We start from the raw sequence: 20,175 nt of genomic DNA on the forward strand, positions 1-20,175 counted from the left end.
GCTGTTTTACCAACTGAGTTTTTTTATTGAATATAGCATGGGTGCTAATTATTAAGCATTGAGAAGTGAACACGGTTCTCACTCTGATCATTTTCTTCTAGTTTTACTCTAGATATTTTCAGGTTTTATTTTAGACATTAGAGTGCTTCGATTGATGGCATTTTTATTCATATGTTAAAAAAGCATCGCTTCGCAAGCAGTGGAAATTATTTTTTAATGATGTGTAAAAGTTTTAAAAAATATTACCGCGAAGAATAATAATTTTAAATACTTTATTAATTATTTTTAAAAAAACCTAAATTTAATTACTACAGGAAAATGCTACACATGAAAAAAATAGTACTGACCACAATTGCTTTAGCGGCTTTTTCAAATTTTTCTTTCGCTGCTAGCTTGAATGGACAATGTGCAGAAGGCAAGTACACAGCGACCTACACGTTAGATCCTAATCAAGTTTGTTCAGTCGAACAGTCCATTACAATCAATGGTATTAGCCAAGATACTACATTCTCCACTACTGAAAGCGGCTCTTTGGTAACAGAGTTTAATGAAGAAGATCAAGTCAACGGCTCAATAAAGATGAATTGTTCAACCGATAATGGTACTGCACAGTTAAGTACTTCCTTTGGCTCCTCTAGCGGTTGTGTTGGAGGCTCAGTGCCCATTTTTGAAATACCTCGCCCACCCTATGGCCGTCCTTATTACGGTGGTTACGGACAGCAAGGTAATTACGGTCAACAATACAATAACTATTCTCGATAACTATAAAATGCTAACAATGCGTTAGCAGGCACAATTTATAGAAAGCTTTAATAAAAAAGCACCCTTCAACAATATCCATTATTGAAGGGTGCATCTTTTTTTATAAGTATAATTGTTTTACAAATACGACTATTGTTTAAGTCCTTAGCACAGTAGCAAGTAAAGGATGTTAGTTTGCAGAAAGATCCTCGCTATCTGACGGCATTTATTCATCCTTGTCCTGCTCATTGGTAACAATGTACTTCAAATTAGCTTGTGAGATTTTATCATAATCCACCTTACTTATTTCAAAGATATTTTCCATATCACTTCTTTTAACGTAATAGCTATCATCATTTACAAAGAACTCATAGTGTAATTGTTGCTCTGCCGCACTTATAGAAATTGCTATTTTTTTATTACGTTGTTCTTTTTGCTTTGCGTCAAGATTCCCATCAAATAGTGCTTGTACATATAAATTTTTGAAAAAAGATACTAATTCTTCAACTTTCTCACCATCGAGTTTTGTTTGTTGTTCTGCTGCTGACACAACGGGTGATGAGGCCATCTCCCATCTATCCGCGTTTTTACTTACTTCAAAATCAGCACCTTTGATATGCTCAATACCTTTTATCTGCAATAGGGCTTTATCGAGCCATTCAATATCTTTAGCAGCAAAGTCATAGCTGGCTAGCTTAACACTAAAGACATCTTCCTCTCCTGCGCGCCGAACATGTATAGATCGGTAACCAGGGGATGTCCCCATTAATACTTCTTGCAATTTTTCTTCACCTTTAAACAAAGCCACTTTACGTTGAAAATTAGTATCAGTAAGTTCAAAGCGTTTATAACTCGATCCACTCGAAGCGATGGGCCACCCTGTCTTCACTTGCTCTAACTTACTCAGTGCATCTGTCACTTTTGTATGGTTAGCGGACAGCATTCCATATTCAGGCAACACCCAAGTATTCCCCTGCTTTTGTAGCGTTACACTGCCGTCTTGGTCAGTAATAAGCAGTGTATCTACTTCTGCCATAGCTACACTAATTAGCCCTTGTTGAGCATCAAACTCTGATGCATGCCGACTATTAAGATAAAGCGCACAAGCAAGGACAATTTGAACAACAAGCAAACCGCCTAAAATTTGTTTTAATTTCATCATCGTCTCCTCCTTAGGCTGCCATTAATTGCTGGTATTGACGTTGTTTACTTTGCTTACTAAAGCGCCTGACTAAAGCTACAACAATCAGCGCTAGAACTGCCAAAATATAGTTGAGATATTCCCAGAACGACTGTTGCCCTTGATCCATTGGAGGTAAGGTGCGATTAAAATGCCCACGCGAACGAATGCTCAGCAAGCCGGAATCTTGCAAAGACCAATCAAGAGTATTTGCCATTAGCTGCATGGTATTTAAATATTGGCTGCCTGCCGTGGAACTCAATACGCCATTAATTCTATCGCGCATAAAATCGTTGGAGCTAAAAAGAATAATACGAGCGGAATTAGAGGACTTTTCGATGATACTGGATATTTCGATAGCATCGCCTGATTCTGGCTGCTGGGCAGTTTCTTCGGCTGTTGCAGAATTTTGATCTTCTTGTTTTTGTGTTAACAAAGGCGAGTTTTTACCGACAAAAAATGAGTCGAAACGGCCTTCACTAATAACCCCTAACAAATGAGAATTTTGTTCACCTTCAGGGCGATAAGGAGTAACACCATTAGCATCCACCTTGGGCATGATATCGCGCGAGGAGGATAACCATGAGCCTTCAGAACTGCGAATTAACTCGGTAATCGTGCGTTGCTTTTGCTTGTCTTGATCAATGCTAATGGGAGATGCCCAAGTCATCGTCAACTGGTGAAGATCAGCGGTAATAAGACTGTCCTCATTAAGACCTTGGCCTCGAATATCGACAAAGTAAGGATAGTCCAGCATACGCACATCCTGTAATTGGAAACCGCCAACATTGCGGCTAACAGGTATTGGGAATGGCATATTCTGCATATCCATTACTAAGGATTGTTTCATACTCAAGCCGTGATGGGATAGCCAGTCTTCCAAGCCGCTGTTATTACTTTGCAGGTCAAGACTGCGGCTATTCAAATTTGCGGCAAAGGGTGAGCTGGCAATAATGACGGTTCCCCCCTGCATTAAAAACTGGTCAACAGCAAAAAGTTGTTTCTCATCAAGCTCTTTTGGGGCAAGTAACACCAAGATATCACTATCACCGGCAACACGCCCATCACTTAGGTCTTCACTAGTAATATTAAGGTCGCCTCCTATAAATTGTTGTAGTTGGTTAAACTGCGCACCAGGAGGGTTGGCGCCACCTGGAGGAGCAAACTGTGGGGCGGATGGCGGTGCTACCAGGGCAACATTCTTAGTAAAACCACTAGCAAAACGCTTAATCCCGGCATTTAAATTACGTTCGAAACCCTCCTTGCTCATATCGTCAATAGGAATTTGAATCACTTGATCACCTTTACTTAAGGTGAGATAAAAGTAAAAGGTCTCTTGACTAAATAAGCTGGTTCCCATGGGTTGAAAACCAAAATCGCGCGCGATCCTCTGGGCAACTCTCCCACCACTAGCTTGCGGGTCAACGACGTTAAATGAGAGACGGCCACCTGCGTCTTGTTCTACTTGTGCAATGCTCTGCGTAATTTGCTTTTTAAATTCCACCAACTCTTTTGGCAAAACGTTATCATCTGAAACGTAAGCGTCAAATACTAACTGGCCTTTTACCGTATCAAATAGGTTACCCCCGGCTTGATAGCTTTTCAGTACTTTTTTAATAGTGCGAGTAAGATCGTGCTCGGGGTTGCGAAGCTGCACTTCAATATCGCTTACCCCTTGGGATTTCACTTCGATTAAATCATTAAAACTCAAGGTTTGATGTTCACTACCATACTGCACTAATACATTAAAATATGAGCTAACGATAGAAGATTGATAGCGATCTGCTACTTGGAATGGCACTGGTTGAATACCGTATTTTTGATTAGCCTCTTCTTCAAGTTCAGGGTTTTTGGTCGGATCAATAAATTCCACACGCACTCGTCCTTTACCAGAGATTTCATATTCGCGAATCAGATCCCTAAGTTGAGGCACTAAAGGAGAAAGTAATGGATGGGTTTTACCACTAAAATAACCGCGTATTAAAAGAGGTTCTTGCAGTTGCGATAAATAACCTTTGGTGGCTTTAGAAATGGAATATTGATTGCCCTCAGTTGCGTCAATACGAATACTGTTAATCTGACCTAACCAGATATTGGCGCCCACTGCATTTAAAACAAGCAGCAAAGTAAGGCTTCGCCAGTTACCGTGATTAGTGGTATTTTTGCTGGTACACCAACGTTCGCTTTCGAGAGAATAAATATTGAGAACAAGAAATACCACTATAATGCTCAGGTAGTAATACAGGTCTCTAAAGTCAATCACCCCTCTTGTGATCGCATCGAAGCGTGAACCTGTACCCAATAAACGCAGCCACTCCCCCGCTTCATAGCCCACCAACTTGGTGAGAATTTCAGCACCGAGAAGATAGAAAATACCGCACACTGCCACAGCGATAATTAAGCTGACGATTTGATTTTGCGTACGCGCAGAGACAAAAAGGCCAATACTTAAATAAGCTGCTCCCAATAAAAAAGTGGCTAAATATCCTGCAAATACTGGCCCCCAATCTAACTCGCCAATAATAGCTACAGTAATAGGTAAAGGTAAGGTAATGGCCAAAGCTACCAGCAGTAATATTAAACAACCGATAAATTTACCTAGCACAAAATGCCATAAAGGTATGGGCTGCGTCAGCACATATTCCAGTGTTCCGGTGCGACGTTCTTCGCTCCATAAACGCATGGTGAGAGTGCTTGCTAGGAAGATGAGTAACAACGGCATCCATTCAAAAAGTGGCCTAACGTCAGCAATATTACGCGCAAAAAAAGCCTCGCCCCAAAAAAACACAAACAATGTAATAGCGGCAAATACAGCGAGAAATAAATACGCCGTAGGTGAAGCAAAAAATAAGGTAATTTCTTTTTTAGCAATGCGTCCTATTTGTAATTGTGATGATGAAGATGATTCGCTTGCATGAGAAAGATTAGGCTGCATGATCCACCTCCATATCTTTTATATTCTGGTTGGAACCACGATTGATATCCTTAAATAGACTCTCCAGATCGCGTTTGTCATTGTTAAGCTGATAGAGCTTACCGCCTTTTTCAACAATAGCCCTGGCAATATCGGCACAGAATATATCAGCGGCAATATTGTCCGGTAGAAGTATTTTGTAGGCATAAGTATCAGCTTTGGTGGCAATATTTTGTGTTGTGACATAATCTGCCTTAAAACCTGCAATATCTTTGATAGCGTTGTTAAAGGCTGCAAGTTGAAAAGAGCAATGTACAGAAATACCTTCGCTCTGGCGCAATTGCGCCAGTTTCTCATCGACTACCAATTCACCACGATTAAGAATTAACACGCGATCACAAATGGCTTCTACTTCTTGCATGATATGGGTAGATAAAATAACGGTAGCGTCCTTGGCAATATCGCGAATCAAAGTACGCATATGCTCTGTTTGTGTTGGGTCCAAACCATTGGTAGGCTCATCGAGAATTAGTAATTTGGGTTGGCCTAAAATCGCCTGGGCCACCCCCACACGTTGTTTATACCCGCGCGAGAGTGTGTAAATGGGATCGAGGAGTTTTGCGGCAATGTCCGTTGCTTGTATCGCACGCTTTATCTCTGGTATTTTTTTGTCATGGGTTAATCCTTTCAGCATCGCGGCGTAATCGAGATAATCCGCCACCGACATTTCTGGATATATCGGTAAATTTTCTGGCAGGTAACCGAGTTTTCTCTGGGCAGCTTTTGGCGCTGCAGCTAAATCTATATCATCGATTACAACTGTGCCATTATCTGGCTCAAGATAACCGCTTAACATTTTCATTACCGTAGTCTTACCAGCGCCATTGTGACCAAGCAGGCCGACAATTTCCCCTTTTTTTATGGCAAAGCTAGCATTATTGACTGCCACAAAATTGTCGTAGCGACGAGTCAAATTACTGACATGCAACATAGTAATGCGTCTCCTCAGATTTTATTGTCATAATATTTTTTTGTTAAATCGTCATCTGGACAAGAGAAAGGTGTTGAGCGAAGTCAGAGGATAGTGGCGAACGCCGTCACAAAAAGCTATCTAAGAAAATGGTTAGCTAGCCTATAAAAAAACCATTCGGCACAATATCGCTTCCAATCTTTCTCAAGAGAGTAAACCATCTGACGATTGATCGGCGCTTTAGATGGTGGTGAAAGTAAAAAGTTTCAAGATTCTATTTTAAAAATAAATATCGGTGTTTTTTTCGACAATACTGAAAATTTTTAGAGCAAGCATTCAATTTATTTTTGAACTTTAAACCCATTTTGTCCGATAAAACTCGCTTGATATCTCAATAACAGGAACCCATATTGAACAAAACAATCTTAGAACTGCGTGTTTGAACTTTCCATTGCGAACAATATGGTTTTATTTCTGGAGGACATAACTTTGCTCAACCGATTACAGCAAATGCTGGCAACTATGGTGTTTATGCTATCGAGTGTTGTGACACTCGCCGCCTTGCCACTAATAGACAGTGATGGTAACAAGCTACCCTCTTTAGCTCCTATGCTCAAAAGAGTTAATCCTGCCGTGGTTAACATCGCGACATTCTCGCGTCAGCAAACACAAAATCCATTATTAAATGACCCGTATTTTAGGCGTTTTTTTGACATTCCAGATAATCGCAGACAACCACAGAAGCGACAAAAAAGCGCAGGCTCTGGTGTAATTATCGATGCCAAAGACGGTATCGTGATTACCAATTATCATGTTATCAAAGATGCTGATGAAGTGGAGGTGGCACTGATTGATGGACGTGCCTTTGTTGCCCAAGTATTGGGTACAGACCCAGAGCTAGATATCGCCGTCCTTAAGATTGATAGCGATGATTTATCTGAAGTCCCCATGGCAGATTCATCCAAACTGGAAGTAGGAGATTTTTCAGTAGCTATCGGCAACCCCTTTGGCATCGGCCAGACAGTCACCACCGGTGTTATTAGTGCTTTGGGCAGAACGGGTTTAGGCATTGAGGGTTATGAAAATTTTATTCAAACAGAAGCCTCGATTAACCCCGGGAACTCCGGAGGCGCACTGGTTAACCTTAATGGATATTTAATCGGTATTAACACAGCGATCATCGCCCCTGCAGGAGGTAACGTGGGTATTGGCTTTGCCATTCCTATGAATATGGTGCGCTCCAGTGTAGAACAAATTCTCGCAACTGGCAGTGTTAGCCGTGGGCAAATAGGAATTAATGTACAAGATATTACTCCGGATTTACGCAAAGCATTTAGTCTTTCTAACAGGCAACAGGGAGTATTGGTTACCGGTATTACACAAGATGGCCCTGCCGAAAAAGCTGGCCTCAAACCTGGCGATATTATCATTGCGATAGGCGGAGAAAAGATTAAATCCACCGGCCAATTGCGCAGCCAGATAGGCAGTGTTGCCATTGGTAGAGAAGTTGATGTGGACGTAGTAAGAGCTAAAAGCAACAAATCGTTTTCGGTAAAAATTGTCGACCCTGAATCTCTTGTTAGCTACTCAGGCTCGATACATCCCCTATTGCGAGGTGCGTATTTGGAAAACACCACCAGAGCAGACGGCGTTTTTGTGGCTGATTTGCGACCTAACTCACCAGCAATTTATAGCGGCTTGCGCGTTGGCGATATTATCACCGGTGTTAATCGCCAACGTATTCGCAACCTAGAACAACTTGATAGACTCATCGATCAGAGGGATGGGCAAATTTTGTTGCACATCAATCGCAATGGTCGAGCATTTTATTTAGTGGTTCGATAACTATCTAAGCCAGTTTAGTTGATCATTGTTAAAGCCAAAGCTGCCGTGGTGCCTTCTTTGGCTTTTTTTACAAACTCTGCCAGATTTTTTGGCATACCGTCTAATGGTATAGCTGCTGAGTTATCGAACTGATTTAGTGGTGGTTTATTGTAAAGCCCCATAACTACACTTGCCAAAGAGTAAACGTCTGTTTGGAACAAATCACTGAGCTCGTTAGGCTTTGGCCCATAAGTATCATTAGCCGCCTCAAAAGAATCACTCTTGCCCTTTTCACGAATACCGGGGCATACCGCTTCGCCCCAATCAACTAATGTAGTTTTTGCATTTTGATCAACAAAGATATTGTCGGGTTTAACATCTGTATGACATATATCTTGTGCGTGACATTGCTTTAATGTTGCTAATAAATTTTTTGTTATCTCAATACATTTTCGATCTTTTGCCTGTCCTCGCCCTAGCATTTTGTGATCTTCTAGAGTCGCACCTTCTGCCTTCTTCATAACAAACGTAATTTTTGGGTCGTCCCCATCGGTTAAGTCGATAGCACAGCCCTTAAGCCCCGTAGTGCCATCAATTGCAGAAGAGGCGAATTTTTGCAAAAGAATAATTTCGCTCGCTATTTTTTCGGCAGCAGGAGAATGGCCTGCACTGGCTTTGATATCTACATATTTAGCCGCCTTGCCAAGGCTTATATTCTTGATCACTGCATTGTCATCATACGGGGAGACTGAAACACTTCCGTGCTTGCCTGAGCCAAGGTGTTTTCCTTTGTGAAACATAGCCGAACCAGCGACATTTGACACGTGAATACCATTAGAACTGAGTATACTTAGGAGTTCATCTTTTAGTGCCATGGCTTTATCAAGCGCGCCTTGCTGGGCTGCATCTATATCAAGCCCTATGTCTCCTAACATATTTGCCAATTGCACATTCATCTGGTTGAAAGAGTGTTTCGGTGTTGGCAAAGGAGGAAGACTATGCATATTAATACTTCCCGCAGTCACTCCACTACCATCGAAAAAAGCGCTTAACAAACTTTTAGGACTTGATTCAAACATTGGTTTTGAAATAGATACCTCCTTCGCTGGTGTACTAGGAGGACTTAAACGTATCGCTAATGAGTAAGTAGCTTGCGGCGTTAAATTATCTATTTGGGGCATTTGGGGCTCCAATGAAGTTGATAATTGTGATTGAGTAGACCAAGGCGTTAAGCAGTTCACTTCAGCGACAAGTGTTTAAGAAAATTATAAGAGCAGACTGTCTTTTTATGGCACAGCTGTGACCCAATTCACCGATAGTAGAGTGGGCGGCTGACAATGTAGAGAGGCTTGCTCAATAAGCGTAAATATCGGCAAAGATAAACTCTTCGCGAGTTAAAATGTAGGTTAAAGATCGACCTTCTGTACTGTATCACCGATAGTAATCTGTCCACTTTTCATGATCTTGGCACACATGCCACCATGCCAAAGCATCGCCGCATGCCCACCCTTTCCTAGCGCTTCTTCCATTCGCGAGCATGGATGGCAATAGGCAGTAGCTTCAAATAATGCCTCACCAATGGTGAAACGCTGGTGCCTTAAAGCATTGATATTAATTCCAGATACTACTAGATTGCGCCTTAAAGTAGCAGGTTCAATAATATCTTTACCCAATAGCTTGGCCACCACTTCAATATGTTCAAGACTGATGAGAGTCACCTGTCTGGCCGAGCCAGGAGTACCATGACATCGGCGATCCCCTTCAAGACCGAGAGACTCGATAGCGCATACTTGAGACACCACATCAACCTGTCCCCGTCTCTCGCGCCGCAAGCCTATCCACTCTAATTTTCCCGGTGCCAGATCTTGAGTGATGCGATTAAACATATTTTGGCGAACGCTCATAAAATGACCCTGTTGTTATGTAACCAACACCCTTATGATGAGTAACAATTCTCACAGAGTGCGAAGCAGATAAACCTGCTCTTGTGATATCTTTCATACCGTCTATCGGTTTTTGTCCTTAGCGAGACAGTATCCTGTATAGTAGTGTCCTATGGGTCAGCTCTCAAGGCCCGCAGAATTCTTAAAATAACTCGAGACCTAGGATTTACGGCATGACATTCTCACGACTCTTTATTGTAGTCATTTTTCTCTTTAGCATTACTGGCATTTCCGGCTTGGCCAACGTTAGCAATGCTGCATCCTCACACAAAGGCAAACTTCAACCAGAAAAAGATTACCATTCATTTGCCAATACAGATGAGGTCATTCTGACACATATAGATTTGGATTTGGCGGTTGATTTTGATAAAAAGCAAATGCGCGGCCACGCCGTTATGTCTCTTAAGTATTTAACGGATAAAGCGGAGACATTGGTGCTGGACACTCGTGCTTTAAATATTGAAAAAGTCGAAGTAAGAAAAAAAACCGAAGCTAAGCAAGGCAAATGGAAAAAGGCAAAATTTCTTCTCCGAAAAGCCGACCCTGCATTGGGTAGCGCATTGGCAATTGCCCTTAAAGACGGTGTCGATGAAGTTAAGGTGCATTATAGCACCAGCCCTGAAGCCTCAGGTCTGCAATGGCTGACGCCGGCACAAACGGCTGGTAAAAAGCACCCATTTCTATTTAGCCAAGCGCAAGCTATCCACGCGCGAAGTTTTATCCCTTTGCAAGATACCCCGCAAGTTAGAGTGACCTACAACGCGACTATTCGCACACCTAAAGCTTTGCGTGCTGTAATGAGTGCGGAAAATGATCCTGAAGCCGAACGCAATGGTGTCTATACATTTAAAATGCCCCAGGCCATTCCTTCTTACTTGATTGCCATCGCAGTGGGTGACCTTGAATTTAAGGCGATGGGAAAACGTACGGGTGTCTACGCCGAAGCAGAAATACTAAATGCTGCCGCTGCCGAATTTGCCGATACGGAATCAATGCTGGAAGAAACCGAGAAAAAATTTGGCCCCTACAGCTGGGGACGTTATGACTTGCTGATTTTACCACCTAGTTTTCCCTTTGGTGGCATGGAAAACCCTCGCCTCTCGTTTATCACTCCCACGGTAATCGCTGGCGACAAAAGTTTAGTGGCCTTGATCGCTCATGAGTTAGCCCACTCCTGGTCTGGTAACACTGTCACCAATGCTACTTGGCGTGATTTATGGCTCAATGAAGGATTCACCACTTATCTTACCTACCGTATTATGGAGATTATTTACGGTGAGCGACGCTTTAAAATGGAGAGTGTGCTTGGCTATCAAGATTTGGAAGCAGCGGTTGCTTCTGTTAAAGAGGATGACCAAAGACTTGCCGTTGACGTGCGCGGCCGCGATCCAGACGATGCTTTTTCCAATATTCCTTATGAAAAAGGCTCTTTACTACTGACTGAAATTGAACATAAGATCGGACGTGAAGCCTTCGATGAATTTTTAAAAACCTATTTTGCTAAATATCAATTCCAAAGCCTACATACTGAAGAGTTTTTAGACTATCTCAATACTCATTTGATCAAGCGTTATCCGGATAAATTATCGTTAGACCGAGTTAAGCAATGGGTTTACGAAAGTGGTTTTCCTGCCGATGCCCCCAAGCCACAGTCTGATGCCTTTACTATTATTGAAGACAAGCGTGAGCGTTGGTTAGCAGGTGGACTTATCGCCAGAAAAATTCGCCACGGCGAATGGACTGTTCACGAATGGTTATTCTTTTTAAATAATTTACCCGAACAACTAAGTGCTTCACAAATGGCAGAGTTAGATCGTGTGTTTGAACTGACAGAGTCAAAGAATAATGAGATTGCTCACAGTTGGCTGTTAATCGCTATTCGCAATGATTACCAACCGGCCTATCCTCGTCTTGAAAAATACCTAGTGGAAATTGGAAGAAGAAAACTCATTACCCCCTTGTACGATGCACTTATGAAAACTAAAAAGGGAGCGGTGTTTGCCAAACGTGTTTATAAAAAGGCACGACCCGGCTACCATCCCCTGGCACAAGGAACTATGGATAAAATTGTTTACCCTGAGGGAAAATAACGTCTTACCTATTCACCCTCTTCATCTCTTAATCCATTTATCTATTCATCTATGTTCTATTTCTGTTGGCACCTAACGCCAACAGAAACTCTATCGACTATAGTTACAACGCCTAAATCACAGTGGATAGTTCTCTTTGGCTTGAATCTGCCGTTCTAGTTTATATATTTGCCCAAACAAGCTCCAAGCTCTTGTCGCCCATACATACTATCTTTAAGCGTAGTAAATGAACTATTTGACAGGACATGCCACATTTAATACATAACTGTTCATCATCTCTACTGAGCAAGAATATGTTTACGTTTAATCTTGGCAAACTCCACAAGAGTAGTCAGACCAACCGCACAAGCGAAAAGCATGGCTCCCAGCCTAATACGCTTGTGCGGGCGACCAGTCGACCGCCGGTAATGAGTGCAAGTGCAGCCAGCACGGCTACCCGCAGGGAGAATAATAGTGGCAGTGATAATGAAATACGCCCTCTCAGACGCCAGCATCATGAAGACCATATCGCCGCGAGGATGCGGCATCAATTACATATTAATCAAACAGACAAAACCGAGGCAACATCACATTCTAAGCACATATCACAGAAACAAGTAAGCCCAAGGCCAGATACTAGTACTCCGGTACTAAGCGTCAATCATGAAATCATAGAAAAACACGGCTTATCGGTGAGCGAAACCCTTAAATTAATAAAATGCGCCGACTACAGTCGAGCGGTAACTAAGCCCCCTAGCGAAGCCATGGAAGGCATCCCTATGCCCTTAGATAGCTCAAGTATGGCTGATGTGTTCCCTCAACTAAACGCTAAAGATGTGGAACGCATGATGCGGTTATTAGAAAAATCGGGCTGTCGCATTTATATCAACCAAACAGAGGAAATAGGTAAAGGCAAGATAGTGTTTGCCGCTGCAGGTACAAAATATATGAACCCAAGAGATTTCATGCAGAACGGCCAAATCTTTTGCGGCATGAAAGGCATAAAAATGAATCCTTTAGAAAAACTATGTCAATTAATGAATAAAAATGACATCAAACCCGATATTTATACTGGCCACTCCCTGGGTGGACTGATGGCAATGGCAGCCTACTCAGCCATCGAAAAACACGAAAATAACAATTTTGTGCCAACGGTAAGCTCGATTGAGAAAACACCAGAAGAAGATGATCGTATAGTCTATATATTCGATGGCGCTCCAGCCAATAAAAAAACGAAGCGGGCATTTAATATGAGTGACTACTTAGGAGCGCAAGATAATCAAGATGCTATTATCAGTGCTCATTTGGACTCAGCAGATTCGTTGCGAGAAAAAGTACTGCGGGCAATGCGAGGCAAACGTAAATCACGTCGCGACTCACCTCCGCGCCTTGATCTGCCTAAATCTATCGCTATACCTCCATCCCATGATCCTTCCTCTAGCTCACACAAGTTAACTAATATTGCCAAATCAATTAGAAGCCATTTATTAAAGCGGAGTGAGAATTTAGAAATACTCGCAAGTAGTACTAAAGAAATTGACAGTAATCCGATCCAGAAACAAATCGCACAATGGCAAACTGCGGTAAGTAAATTCGAGCAATTAGCAAGGCAGCTCTCTATAGGGAAACAAGAGCAGCAAGGTGAACACGAGGTCACACTTAAACAAATTGAAGAGGTTATGGCAGCTGAAGAAAATGCCATGCAAGAATTGCTAAACTTAAACAGCACATTAAAGTCAATGAGTAATGAAGACAAAGCTAAGCATCAGGATAAAATTAAAATATTTGAGCAGCTTCTCAAGCGCTTAAATACCACTAAAAGCTCCTTAGCCTCAACAATGGCAAGTCCTGGTACTCCTAGCGAAGAACTCATCGAAAATATATCGACAAACACATCGCAAAATAAAGAGCAGCACACACCTATAGCAGCCCCCTCCTCTGCACCAAGCAACAATCAACCTCCATTAAAAAATAATACTGAGAATACAAAAGCCCACATGCCTCAAGACCAGAGCTCAGGAAAAGGAAGAGTTAAGGCTTTGGTAGATCGTTTCGAAGCAATGAAATAGGTACAAAAACGGGCTTGCTTAAAATAACGTATTGTTATTCTTTGATTCGCTTGGAACAACTTGTAACACATCCCAATGCTCAACTATCTTACCTTGTTCATCAAGTCTAAAAATATCAATACCCGCATAGTCTTTATCCCCAGGCCAGGTTTGATGGCAGTGAAGCACTACCATATTACCCTCGGCGATGACACGTTTAAACACCACTCTCTTGCCTGGATACTCAGCAGCCATACGTTGAAAGTATTCGATAAATGCTTCTTTTCCATCTGCCACATGGGGATTGTGTTGGATGTACTCGCTACCGGCATATTTTTCAATGGCTTCGCGAGGTTTGCACTGATTGAACATTAGATCATAGAAATTTTGCACGCATGCTTTATTTTGCTCTAAATCTTTACTCACCTTCACTAAGCCTTAATTTTAGTAAAAAATAAATTCTACCATTAACCAGACTTTTGTATCAGCTCACTGTGTCGCACCTACATTTCGGTAAACAAACTCGCGAGCAGTTTCACGACAATCGTTGCCGTAATCTTGCTTCACATAATGCTCGAGCGCTTCCTTGTTGGTATTGGCGGTAGTTCCTGTAGCGTCAATCTCAAAAAAACCAGAATTAGGGTCAAACAACAGAACGGATGTACCGGTGCCAGTAACACACATAATTTCATGGTTTTGCCCCGAAGAAGGCATAGGGGATGCGCCAAAATACATTGCCACTCGGAAAAAGCGCCGATTTGGTAAGGGATTGGCATTGGCGTTGTAATTTGCGATAGTCACTTGGGGGTTATCTCTTTTGTTACGCGCCCAGTTAAAGCATGGGGTGTACTGACGAAACTGAGTCGCGGCAGTTCGCAATGCGGCATAATCTTTTGAATTCCAGTTATACCACGCTCCAGTATCACGAGTACTTAGATACTCACACGCCCAGTAACACACACCTCGACTGTCAAACAATGCTTGATTGAGTTGATGAAGTTGGGTAATAGCCATCTCTATTTTCCTTGTTTATATATAAACAGACAGTGAAGCAGTACCGCACTAGGTACTGACCAAATCGAGCGCCCCTCATTAGGGCCACTTGCTTTAATCATAGTAGCAGACGAGATACCAAAACTGGCCCTTCTATCATATCAATCTATTTAACCAACTGGATCTGCCTGAATGGAATATGCTTATAGTTAGCGTAATAGGACAAGGTTTTGACCAACCGGTGTAATCCCTGCTATTATCACAACTGTTACAGCTAGATATGAAAATTTTAGGAGATGACCATGCCCTGGGAAAAGTCTTTCGATGTTGAAGAAGCGGTAGGCTTAGGCCTTAATGTTTTCTGGGCAAAAGGCTACGAAGCAACCTCCCTATCCGATCTACTTGAGGCCATCGGGATTAATAAGGGAAGCTTTTACAATGCTTTTGGCAGTAAGAAAAAATTATTTGTTCGTGGCCTGCTAAAGTACGATACAGAGCAGCGTAAAGCGATGATGGATGAATTGTCGGCGTTACAGAATCCGGTAACCGCCATCACTATGTTTTTCGATGAAATCATCGACCAAAGTTTATGTGATAAGGAGCATAAGGGCTGTCTGTTTGTTAATACAGCGCTGGATATGCCCAATCATGATGAAGATATTCAGAGTATCGTTAAAAAAAGCTTAGCCGAGTCGGAAACTTTTTTCTTAGAACAAATAGCCTTGGGACAAAAAACCGGGACTATTCCTGACACAGTGGATCAACATCAAGTGGCTAAGGCACTTTTAGCCTCCACTGTTGGCTTGAGAGTGCTCGCCAGGGGCACATTTGATGAATATGGTCTACGGGCAGTAAAAGAGCAAGCTATCAGTTTACTTAAGCTATAGCGATAAAAATGAAACTCAACAATAATTATTAATAATGTCCCTGTGTTAAAAATTGTTGAGTTTTACAAAAATGTTTTAGGGCCTGTTGATACTAATTAAATCGCTCCTATCGTCCCTAAAACTCGCAAGTTTACACACGATATTTTTTAATCGCTATAGTGAGACACGGCGGCAACGAGCTTGTGCACTTGGCTCGACAACATCAAAAAAGTGGCCGCTATAATCGCCGTTAATTTCTTGTGTTCCCCTACGCCCAGCATTTTCACCAATGATCCAGGTTTCATTTTTATCAATACCTGCATCTTCATATGCTGTAATATCCGTATCGGCGTTGCCATATGCTCTTACAATATTTAATCCTTTATCTATGATTGAGCGAATGTATTCACGCTTATAACCTAAAGTATCAAGATCCAAAATATTTTCAGAATTTTCATTCGTGCGTAAATGCCATTGAGGTAAATCAATCACATCCGTAAACCACTCTCTGGTGTCGCGAGCAACCCAATAAGGCCGACCTGTCACGAAAATCACACGATAGCCTTTATCGATATAAGTTTGCACTGTTTCTTTTACATAGGGCCAGCGCTGCGCCGTAGACACACCAAAATAATCTCCTATGCCTTCAAAGTCATTTAAAGTCAAGGTACCATCAATATCAAACAGTATGGTATCTTGTCCGCGTGGAACAACAGATACAAAACCATCTGCTGAGCTAAGGTCACCTTCCACAATCATACGCACAATGTACTCACCTTCAGGCTTACCTGGCACATTGACATAAACCTTGCCATCCCGGTCTGTTTTATAACGTCCCAAATAGCTCCAATCATTCATGCCAGTACCATACAAGTAGGCATGTATATATTCTTGCTCTAAGTCTTTATGAAAAATACGGTTGTAATCGAATTTACCAACAATCTCAATCGATTCTTGAGGATTAGCGATTTCATCGTGAACCATATGGTACGGTGAATATTTCCCTGCCCAATAGCGACTGCTCAATCGCCTGAAGGAACGTTGCTGTGGACCTTCTAACGCAGGCAAATTTAAAGCGCCACGATAATCAGGACAACCCGCTATCGTCTCAGCAGGAACACTTGGCATCGGATCTAAATCTGGATTAGGTGGATTCACAGAGTTAGCGTTTGCCGAGCTATAACCGGAAGTTAATGATAATGAAACGATAGCCACATAACTCAAAACTCTCATTGATTTTTTTATTAATAGCATAGGAATTTTCCTGAGATTTGTGTTTAGAGCCGGCATGATGCACACAATATAAGACAGAAATATGACATAGATGATAAGTTGGCACCGTTATTTCATTAATAGTAAAAACCATTTATCGCTTTTTATTATTTTTATATAAACGCTATTTTCAACTAAAAAGTTAATTAAAAAAGTCAATAACGCACAATAAGATTTTCACGAACCTAATAATCTGTGAAAAAAATTAACATATTTATTACTAACACTTTTGTTGCAGCCATTGAATAGCGCGACTAAACCGTTATTTCCTCCGATCTTTTCAGCCATTATGGGCGAATAATATATCTCCAAGTTCAAATATTAGTTTCGGTATTAGTCCTTGTATTAGTCCTTGTATTAGTCCTTGTATTAGCCCCGATATTAGTTTCAACAACAGATACAACTTTCCCATAAATATCTATCTCGTATCAATGAAAAAAAGGTCACTTATGAAAGCCAGAGATTTTATGCCCAATATTTTCAGGACAAGTGTTACAAGTTTTATCAACAGTTTAAATACATTAACTGACTGTAGCTTTTATGATACGGAAGCGTTAACTGCAAAAGAATTTGACTATTTAGCACAAAAACACACACAAGAAGGCGCAATTTTAGTGGTACATCCTAGCAACGCCAAAGCGATGGGTATCGTGAAGTATGATGACCATAAAGAATTTTCAGAAAATCAAGACAATAACGTGCACCACTATACCATTGCCGGTGTAGGAAGTTCAGATGTAGGCGCAGCTGCTTTGGCTAGAAATTTCGCCGATCACTATGGGCAACCAGTAGGCGCTATAGTCGCGGGCTACGGCATTAGTGATTTATTAACAGAGGCCTTAGGCGGCTGGTTCGCCCTAGGTAAAGAAAATAGAGTACTTGCCTCGGATAAACAAAACAAAAAAAAGAAAAACCCAAAAAATAAAGAAAAAACTAAAAAACTCGTTGCGCAAAGTCCTGACACTCAAACACTCTTTAAGCTCCTACTCGACCCTGACCACAGCATCAAATCTCTTGGCGGTCACTCGAAAGGATGTTTAAGTATTGCTCTAGCACTTAAAGCTCTCTTTGAGCAAGGCAATAAAGAATGCTTAGATCGAGCCAAAGATATCAATATTATTACTTTAGGTACTGTCGTTGAATTACCTGAAGGCTTTGATAGGCTTTATCAATTTATCGGCAATATAGATTGGTTTGGCGGCATCAATTCTCGTGCAGACTTGGATAAAAAGCTAATCCACAATGCCTGGCACCATCTGAATACCTCTATGCCCATGCACATGAATGTTAGAAAGGTTCTATCGGAAAACAACTTATAAAGTTTAGATAGTCTGTTTAGGGCGCAACCAATAACACAATACTTCGCCAGTACCAGGTACCCAATGTGGCGATCACTATCAAACCAATAAGACTCATAAGGCCACCGGCTCTAATCATGTCTTTAGAACGAATAATATTCGAGCTAAAGGCAATAGCATTGGGAGGCGTCGTGACGGGTAAGGCCATGGCCATTGAACACATTAGCGTCACCACCAATACAATAGTCAACATATAATGTTGCTCCACCTGTAATGAGGTAATAAGCGGTATCACTAAGCCTGCCGTAGCGGTATTACTCATAAAAGTAGACATCAGGCCAACAAATAGCGCGATCACGAAGTACAGCCAAGCCGGCGCCAAGTCCAGTGGTAATAGAGTGATTAATACTCGATCCAAACCACTTAGTTTCATGGCAACTCCGAGCGCCAACCCACCTGCAATAATATATAAAATATCCCAAGGTAACTTTCTAAAATCAGAGGTATCGAGTAAGCCCATCCAAAAGCTGGCAATAATGGGAAAAAGCGCCACCGTTCCTGTACTTAAGTTGATAAGACTTCCAAAAAACCAACCGCAAACAGTGATCAAAAAAATGGCAATCACCGCCCAGTGCTGAGCGGTGTTTTTCTGTTGTTCAGGCTTGTTAACTTCTAACACTAGATCCTTTGGTGGATATAAAAATAACAGCACTCGCCAAAGTATAAAAATGAACAATATAAGTAACGGGAAGGTTATCGCAATCCACTGTAAAAAGTTTAAAGCCACACCCTTTTCGGCGAGATAAGATAACGCGATGGCATTAGGCGGTGTTCCTATGGGCGTACCAATACCGCCAATATTACAAGCGAAAGGCACACTGAGAACTAAGCCCAGTCTAAAATTGTGGCCTTTAGGAATGTTATTAAGTAAAGGATAGATAATTGCCAACATCATCGCCGTAGTAGCGGTATTACTCATCCACATTGAAAGAAAGGTACAAGCGATAATAATACCTAATAATGTGGTTTTCGCATTACCTTGAGTACGGTGCAAAATAAGGTAGGCGAATTTATGATCCAAACCGAATTTCTGCATAAGTGAAGACAGCACAAAGCCCCCCAGGAACAGCAAAATAATGTTTGAGAAGAAGGGGGAAAAAAATACCTGAGAAGTAAGACTACTATCTAGCAGCAAAACTTCTGGCAATAACCAAACAATTTCAAGAGCAAGAATGACAAAACTTACTACAAATAGTGGAATAACTTCTGTTATCCATAAGCATGCAGCAATGAGTAATATACAAGCGGTAATCTTTTGTGGTTTGGTTAGTACAAGATCGGTAAATGTTAGAGTTTCACACAAAATTATTATAGCTGCGATAAATATAACCGCTGCTAAACTCTTAAATTGAATTGATAACAGGCGCATTAAAATCTCATTAATAGATAGTTGCTAGTACTTATTTAAACATGACCTCAACAAACGGACATTGATAATACTAGCGTTGCCATTACACCAAGGTGACAGCGACTTTGAGCCTGTTAGCAGCCTTAACATGCACTATGCATGTATTTCATCATTGTAATACCTTGTGAGAAAGCTAAACGCCATCCTAAATCAATTCTACTGTTAAATTCAGGATCAAACTCTTTCACTGTTGCAATCATGCACTCAAGCCAGGTGTCATAAACTTTAGGGTTAATATTAAGGTGATTCTTATCATGTATTTCACCAATGCCCTTCATATGTTCAAGACTTTTATCGCTTAGAGTGAAACTCACGCAATACAAAAGTGACTTTTTCAACATACGCTTCTGGCGCTCCATGTCGGTATTTTCAAAAGCTTTTTTTATATCATCATCTGCATTGGCAAAGCGCTTATAGAATTGGTCAAAAAAAATCAAACCAGAATCGTTAATTCTAGTTTGCTTGCCAAATATTCGCTCATAGCTATCGTAAAAATCTTGTATATAGGACACACAAAAACCTCGTTTCAGATTGACAATGAGATATATAACAGTCAAAGGCAGATACGATTTTTGCCTAGACTATTTGG

16 protein-coding genes are annotated in these 20,175 nt (G+C 41.3%); 6 read left to right on the top strand and 10 right to left on the bottom strand.

Annotation, left to right across the window (positions count from 1 at the left end; genetic code table 11):
• The first annotated feature begins 327 nt into the window (after window positions 1-327).
• Entirely contained in the window at window positions 328-762 is a 435-nt protein-coding gene (locus BVC89_RS15840; protein WP_086932131.1) for a hypothetical protein, read from the top strand.
• 205 nt (window positions 763-967) lie between these two features.
• Here BVC89_RS15840 and BVC89_RS15845 read toward each other — a convergent pair whose 3' ends face one another.
• The 3 genes from BVC89_RS15845 to BVC89_RS15855 are packed head-to-tail and all read right to left on the bottom strand — an operon-like array spanning window position 968 to window position 5,826.
• Entirely contained in the window at window positions 968-1,903 is a 936-nt protein-coding gene (locus BVC89_RS15845) for a DUF4340 domain-containing protein (RefSeq protein WP_086932132.1), read from the bottom strand.
• A 10-nt stretch (window positions 1,904-1,913) separates the two neighbouring features.
• Window positions 1,914-4,856 carry a Gldg family protein gene (locus tag BVC89_RS15850; RefSeq protein WP_086932133.1) on the bottom strand — a complete coding sequence of 981 codons (2,943 nt, stop codon included), beginning with the start codon at window positions 4,854-4,856 and terminating at the stop codon, window positions 1,914-1,916.
• Window positions 4,846-5,826, bottom strand: coding sequence for an ABC transporter ATP-binding protein (locus BVC89_RS15855; RefSeq protein ID WP_086932134.1), 981 nt, complete (start codon window positions 5,824-5,826; stop codon window positions 4,846-4,848). Before BVC89_RS15855 ends, BVC89_RS15850 begins: the two co-directional genes overlap by 11 nt.
• A 468-nt stretch (window positions 5,827-6,294) precedes the next feature.
• On the opposite strand from BVC89_RS15855, the gene BVC89_RS15860 reads away from it, so the two are divergent.
• Window positions 6,295-7,650 carry a Do family serine endopeptidase gene (locus tag BVC89_RS15860; protein WP_245929099.1) on the top strand — a complete coding sequence of 452 codons (1,356 nt, stop codon included), beginning with the start codon at window positions 6,295-6,297 and terminating at the stop codon, window positions 7,648-7,650.
• Window positions 7,651-7,664: 14 nt separating this feature from the next.
• Here the strand turns inward: BVC89_RS15860 and BVC89_RS15865 are convergent, their stop codons facing one another.
• Window positions 7,665-8,810 carry a protein kinase domain-containing protein gene (locus tag BVC89_RS15865; RefSeq protein ID WP_086932135.1) on the bottom strand — a complete coding sequence of 382 codons (1,146 nt, stop codon included), beginning with the start codon at window positions 8,808-8,810 and terminating at the stop codon, window positions 7,665-7,667.
• A gap of 225 nt (window positions 8,811-9,035) precedes the next feature.
• A complete protein-coding gene (locus BVC89_RS15870) occupies window positions 9,036-9,533 on the bottom strand; it encodes an MOSC domain-containing protein (protein WP_086932136.1) in 498 nt (165 codons plus the stop codon).
• A gap of 212 nt (window positions 9,534-9,745) precedes the next feature.
• Between BVC89_RS15870 and BVC89_RS15875 the strand changes: the two genes are divergently transcribed.
• On the top strand, window positions 9,746-11,662 hold the full coding sequence (locus BVC89_RS15875) for a M1 family metallopeptidase (protein ID WP_086932137.1): 1,917 nt from the start codon (window positions 9,746-9,748) through the stop codon (window positions 11,660-11,662).
• Window positions 11,663-11,955: 293 nt separating this feature from the next.
• On the top strand, window positions 11,956-13,710 hold the full coding sequence (locus BVC89_RS15880) for a hypothetical protein (protein WP_086932138.1): 1,755 nt from the start codon (window positions 11,956-11,958) through the stop codon (window positions 13,708-13,710).
• Window positions 13,711-13,728: 18 nt separating this feature from the next.
• On the opposite strand, the gene BVC89_RS15885 is transcribed toward BVC89_RS15880, so the two are convergent.
• Both BVC89_RS15885 and BVC89_RS15890 read right to left on the bottom strand, forming a co-directional pair.
• A complete protein-coding gene (locus BVC89_RS15885) occupies window positions 13,729-14,115 on the bottom strand; it encodes a nuclear transport factor 2 family protein (protein ID WP_086932139.1) in 387 nt (128 codons plus the stop codon).
• A gap of 63 nt (window positions 14,116-14,178) precedes the next feature.
• On the bottom strand, window positions 14,179-14,703 hold the full coding sequence (locus BVC89_RS15890; protein ID WP_086932140.1) for a hypothetical protein: 525 nt from the start codon (window positions 14,701-14,703) through the stop codon (window positions 14,179-14,181).
• 281 nt (window positions 14,704-14,984) lie between these two features.
• On the opposite strand from BVC89_RS15890, the gene BVC89_RS15895 reads away from it, so the two are divergent.
• Window positions 14,985-15,569 (top strand): TetR/AcrR family transcriptional regulator, encoded by a 585-nt coding sequence (locus tag BVC89_RS15895; protein WP_086932141.1) that lies wholly within the window; start codon window positions 14,985-14,987, stop codon window positions 15,567-15,569.
• A 153-nt stretch (window positions 15,570-15,722) separates the two neighbouring features.
• Here the strand turns inward: BVC89_RS15895 and BVC89_RS15900 are convergent, their stop codons facing one another.
• The gene (locus BVC89_RS15900) at window positions 15,723-16,802 is read right to left on the bottom strand and encodes a lipin/Ned1/Smp2 family protein (RefSeq protein WP_086932142.1); all 1,080 of its coding nucleotides are present in this window, start codon (window positions 16,800-16,802) and stop codon (window positions 15,723-15,725) included.
• 467 nt (window positions 16,803-17,269) lie between these two features.
• On the opposite strand from BVC89_RS15900, the gene BVC89_RS15905 reads away from it, so the two are divergent.
• Window positions 17,270-18,139, top strand: a complete 870-nt coding sequence (locus BVC89_RS15905; protein ID WP_086932143.1) for a hypothetical protein — start codon at window positions 17,270-17,272, stop codon at window positions 18,137-18,139.
• A gap of 16 nt (window positions 18,140-18,155) precedes the next feature.
• Here the strand turns inward: BVC89_RS15905 and BVC89_RS15910 are convergent, their stop codons facing one another.
• Window positions 18,156-19,547, bottom strand: coding sequence for an SLC13 family permease (locus tag BVC89_RS15910; RefSeq protein WP_086932144.1), 1,392 nt, complete (start codon window positions 19,545-19,547; stop codon window positions 18,156-18,158).
• 122 nt (window positions 19,548-19,669) lie between these two features.
• Window positions 19,670-20,098: a globin gene (locus tag BVC89_RS15915; protein ID WP_086932145.1), complete on the bottom strand. Its 429-nt coding sequence runs from the start codon at window positions 20,096-20,098 to the stop codon at window positions 19,670-19,672.
• Window positions 20,099-20,175: the final 77 nt, after the last annotated feature.

The sequence above is a fragment of the Agarilytica rhodophyticola genome (assembly GCF_002157225.2).
GTDB classification, from domain to species: Bacteria; Pseudomonadota; Gammaproteobacteria; order Pseudomonadales; family Cellvibrionaceae; genus Agarilytica; species Agarilytica rhodophyticola.

Bases quoted from the DNA above. Each gene is read 5' to 3' on its own strand.
- BVC89_RS15895 (WP_086932141.1), top strand. From the start codon at position 14,985: ATGCCCTGGGAAAAGTCTTTCGATGTTGAAGAAGCGGTAGGCTTAGGC.
- BVC89_RS15875 (WP_086932137.1), top strand. From the start codon at position 9,746: ATGACATTCTCACGACTCTTTATTGTAGTCATTTTTCTCTTTAGCATT.
- BVC89_RS15905 (WP_086932143.1), top strand. From the start codon at position 17,270: ATGAAAGCCAGAGATTTTATGCCCAATATTTTCAGGACAAGTGTTACA.
- BVC89_RS15840 (WP_086932131.1), top strand. From the start codon at position 328: ATGAAAAAAATAGTACTGACCACAATTGCTTTAGCGGCTTTTTCAAAT.
- BVC89_RS15845 (WP_086932132.1), bottom strand. From the start codon at position 1,903: ATGATGAAATTAAAACAAATTTTAGGCGGTTTGCTTGTTGTTCAAATT.
- BVC89_RS15870 (WP_086932136.1), bottom strand. From the start codon at position 9,533: ATGAGCGTTCGCCAAAATATGTTTAATCGCATCACTCAAGATCTGGCA.
- BVC89_RS15855 (WP_086932134.1), bottom strand. From the start codon at position 5,826: ATGTTGCATGTCAGTAATTTGACTCGTCGCTACGACAATTTTGTGGCA.
- BVC89_RS15865 (WP_086932135.1), bottom strand. From the start codon at position 8,810: ATGCCCCAAATAGATAATTTAACGCCGCAAGCTACTTACTCATTAGCG.
- BVC89_RS15910 (WP_086932144.1), bottom strand. From the start codon at position 19,547: ATGCGCCTGTTATCAATTCAATTTAAGAGTTTAGCAGCGGTTATATTT.
- BVC89_RS15900 (WP_086932142.1), bottom strand. From the start codon at position 16,802: ATGCTATTAATAAAAAAATCAATGAGAGTTTTGAGTTATGTGGCTATC.
- BVC89_RS15890 (WP_086932140.1), bottom strand. From the start codon at position 14,703: ATGGCTATTACCCAACTTCATCAACTCAATCAAGCATTGTTTGACAGT.
- BVC89_RS15850 (WP_086932133.1), bottom strand. From the start codon at position 4,856: ATGCAGCCTAATCTTTCTCATGCAAGCGAATCATCTTCATCATCACAA.
- BVC89_RS15880 (WP_086932138.1), top strand. From the start codon at position 11,956: ATGTTTACGTTTAATCTTGGCAAACTCCACAAGAGTAGTCAGACCAAC.